The organism is Flavobacterium sp. AJR (assembly GCF_002156885.1).
Classification (GTDB): domain Bacteria; phylum Bacteroidota; class Bacteroidia; order Flavobacteriales; family Flavobacteriaceae; genus Flavobacterium.
This window is the reverse complement of sequence record NZ_NCWQ01000178.1, coordinates 1-3,922: the sequence shown is the minus strand read 5'-3', so window position 1 is coordinate 3,922 and position 3,922 is coordinate 1. Positions and strand designations below refer to the sequence as shown.

The 3,922-nt window shown below is 35.5% G+C and carries 2 protein-coding genes; both read right to left on the bottom strand.

Features of this window, described 5'->3' with window-relative positions; genetic code table 11:
* Positions 1-355: 355 nt before the first annotated feature.
* Positions 356-1,516 carry a histidine decarboxylase gene (locus B8T70_RS23405; protein ID WP_086896429.1) on the bottom strand — a complete coding sequence of 387 codons (1,161 nt, stop codon included), beginning with the start codon at positions 1,514-1,516 and terminating at the stop codon, positions 356-358.
* Between the two features lie 358 nt (positions 1,517-1,874).
* Positions 1,875-3,821, bottom strand: a complete 1,947-nt coding sequence (locus B8T70_RS23400) for a T9SS sorting signal type C domain-containing protein (RefSeq protein ID WP_086896428.1) — start codon at positions 3,819-3,821, stop codon at positions 1,875-1,877.
* Positions 3,822-3,922 lie beyond the last annotated feature (101 nt).

The following is a 3,922-nucleotide window of genomic DNA, read 5'->3' as shown; positions in this document are numbered from 1 at the left end:
AAGGGTAAGTTGGAGTTCAGTTTGATTATTAATTTATTGATACTATTAGGAAGATAGACGTATGACTGATAGAAAGGATAGGGCAAGTATTATTGTGCCCGTTATAAAAAATTATGATTGCTAAGTGATTAGTTAATGGTATCTAATCTTAGTTTTTTGTGGAATATTTTATATTGGAAAAGTAAAGTTTGTAGACACGAAAAGAATTACTGTGCTATCGTTTAATAGCTCTATTAAAACGATATTAAAACAAAGTGAATGAGTAATATTACTCATCCTTAACTTATTTTTTGCTAATAAATATTCTTTTTCTACAAGTTAAAACGTAAAATCTCATTTTACTAACTGGGAAACACTACCAAGTGAATTCTGTCATTTCATCTGGGTTTTCAGTACAATTCTCTATATCGTAGATAAAAAGATCGATTTGTTGTATGGTTACGTTTGGCATGCAAATAATATGGGAGATATCGCCTTGAGTGGCTAATTGCCATTTTAATTTAATTTCTTCGTTTGTTTTTGGAAAAATTACTGTTATAGAATTTGGATTTCTCCAGGCAGGAATCCCTATAGTTTTTAATCTTTGTTCGCAGTATTCAGCTACTTCTAAGCTGTGTAAATAGCGTTTTTTTAAACCTTCAACACCTAGTTTTTTTATGGCATACCATAAAAACAACGGACAATGACCGTTTCTGGACCCAGAAATTGTTGTGTCTAGGGAGCCGATATAGGATATTCCTTTTGAGATTCTATCTCTATTGGAGCGCTTTGTGATAATAATGCCAGTTGGAATAGGCGAACCTATAAATTTGTGTCCACTGATTGAAATGCTCTCTGCGCCATCCATAAAATCAAAGGGAAGTCGTGGTTGCATAAAAGCACCATAACTTCCGGATAGGGCTGCATCACAATGGATGTAGTTGTCTTGTATGGCTAATTTTTTTAGAATATTCTTAATTTTTGATACGTCATCTTTGGCTTCTTTCATGGTTGTGCCAAAAGTAGCAAGTACAATGGCCGGTTTATTACGATTGAGTTTTAGAGTATTTTCAAAATCATCATAATCTATTTCACCATTTTCTTGTGATCGAATAGCGATGCTCGGTATGTTGAGTAAGTGAATGTTTTTCCGTATGCTATAATGGGCCGATTCAGAGTAGTATACTATAGCTTTTGGATGTAATTCTCGTGCGAGATAGAGTCCGTATAGATTACTTTCAGAACTACCATTTGTTACATAACCCCAATAATCTTTTGGATCGGCGCGGAATAATTTGGCAAAAAAGCCAACCACTTCTATTTCTAGTTCGTGTGTTTGTACTTTGTAAGTGCAATTCTCAAAAGGATCTCCAAGATTATTAATCGGATATTTAAAAAAATGATTGATTTCTGAATAATCAAAATCTTTAGATACAGGATAGCCTAAGAAATTATCTCTTGCATTTTCGATGTATTGATTCAAATCAAATAAGCGTTGACTGTCTTGTACGGATAGTGATTCTGAGATGGGGATCATAATATTTATTTTTACAGTAAATTTACTTTTAGTGGTTCAATATTTTTTATTAATGAGTACATTCAAAATATAATTCTAAAATTGAGTTGTAATTAAGTTTTTTAATATCCAATCTAATGTTTCTTTTTTCTGAAACCATATAATTATTCTGAGATGGATGTCATAGATAAATAAATAGTAATGCTTTTATAGTTAGCCCATCAGTTTAATTACTCTGTTTGCTGGTTTCCCTCGGGTTATTAAATTGATGACTAACACATAAAAATACATTTCTTAGGCATAAAGCAGCTATATTCCTTGTAAATAAGTAAAATAGCTGCTTTAAGTTAAAAAAAGGCTGTGTTTCTATGTTGTTAAATTAATAAATAATTTTTTTGGTCTCGACATGATTATCATCCGAAATTACTTTCACCATTAAAACCTGATTACTAGATCTTAAGTTGTCGATAACTAATTTAGAACCCGATACAGCTTCTTTTTTGTATAGCAAGTTCCCTGATACATCATAAATAAAAACCTTATTCAAATTACTATTGTAAGCATCAACATGAATCACTTTGTTAACAATAGCTACTGAAATTTTATTTTCTGTTGCTTCTAAATCTTTTGTTGCTATAGGTACTAAACTAGTGGCAATTGTGCTGGCATTTACATCTTTTTCTGAGCCTGTTTTTGATGACGGGTCATCAAGTAAAGTTGTACATTCAAAATTATATGCTTTATAGGACTTACAAAGATTATTATGAATATATATATTGCCACTGTATGTACCTTCTGGGGTATTAGCCGGTATTATAATTGAATTTATGGAACTATTAGGGGTATATGTAAATGTATAAGGGGTAATATCTTGATTTGGTATTGAATCAGTATCCCATTCAACAGAATATCCAGTGGGATCCCCTTCGAGATTTATATAAGGGACTGCTATATATTGTAGAGTGGGTAATAAAGCTCCAGCTTTAATTGTACGTAGATAATACTCAATTTCACCTGAATGATCATAATCGGGACGGTTAGAAATGTACAGAGTAGGTGAATTTAAGGACACAGTCTTTACCTCAGAAACAATATTACAGTAATCCAAAATGGCTCTGAAGGGGGTTTGATTTTGTAGTAAAGGGAATGTTGTATAAGTATTTGAAGTACTTGGATTAGGTACATCTTTCCAACCATATCCGTCATTAAATTGCCATTTAACAACAGAGGCTTCGTTACCTGATAAGGATAATACAACTGTATTTCCTGCACAAATTGAATTTGCGCCACTTATTGTTCCACCATATGGTAGTGCTATTGTAGCTGTGTTATTGTTGGTAATAATAGAAGAACAAGACTCAGAAGCTAGTTTAGTAATTGTTATAACGCCGCCTAGGGTATTCGATGAAACACTAGTAATTGTAAAGGTACCAGTTCCTGCTGTACTGACCGTTAGATTTGCCGTTAATCCCGTAGCAGATGGACTAGTCCTATTATAAGTTACCACATAATTACCGACAGGCAAGGAGGTAGCACTGGCTGTTAATGTTACTCTAATCGTGTTTTCATTATTACAACTTACAGCTTTTACACTAGTTATACTATAAGTTGGGCAAGTATAAGAGAGAATAACTCGTCCCGCTGCTCCAGCCCCACCAGCTTGAGGGGCACCTAATGCTGAATTTATTGCCCCGCTACCACCACCACCAGACACAGTACCTGCGTTTCCTGGAGCCGTACCCAAAAGTAGATTTGAAATAGCAGCACCTCCAGTCCCATCTCCTGAATTTATACCTTCTCCACCAGCCCCACCAGCTCCAGAACTAAGTCCTAATGATAGTAAGGCCGAATTACCTTTTCCGCCTGGTCTACCTGCAATTCTTGTGGCTCCTATCGTAGCAGCAAATGCTCCTCCTGGCGTTGCACCAGGGGGGGTGTCAGAGTTATTAGCCCCACCTCCTGATCCTCCAGGTGCAAAAAAAATATTTTGGTATTGAGTAATTGTAGAGTACCCTCCAGCGGTACCATTAGCGCCTACATTTCCAGGTGTTTGGCTAGCAACAACAACATTTAAAGTTGCTCCAGGAACGACAGTTAGTGGAGATTCGACATTAGCGCCACCGCCACCGCCAGCCGCACCTCTCCCTAAAAGCAATCCGGCACCACTGGCTCCTCCACCAGATCCGCCTCCGCCCCAAGCCTTAGCATAAATACTGGTTAAACCCGCAGGGACAATAAAGGTACCATTGGTGGTAAATGATGTGGTGGTTTGGGCCCACGAATAAAAACTAATAAAAACGAGTAACAAGGATAATTTTGATTTCATAATAGTAGGATTTAATGATTAAAAAATAAATTAATTAGTTAAGAATAGACTAATATGTGGTATTTAAAAATCAGTCTAATCAGATTGGGACTAATCTATTT

Coding starts and splice junctions, on each gene's coding strand:
- B8T70_RS23400 (WP_086896428.1), bottom strand. CDS start 3,821: ATGAAATCAAAATTATCCTTGTTACTCGTTTTTATTAGTTTTTATTCG.
- B8T70_RS23405 (WP_086896429.1), bottom strand. CDS start 1,516: ATGATCCCCATCTCAGAATCACTATCCGTACAAGACAGTCAACGCTTA.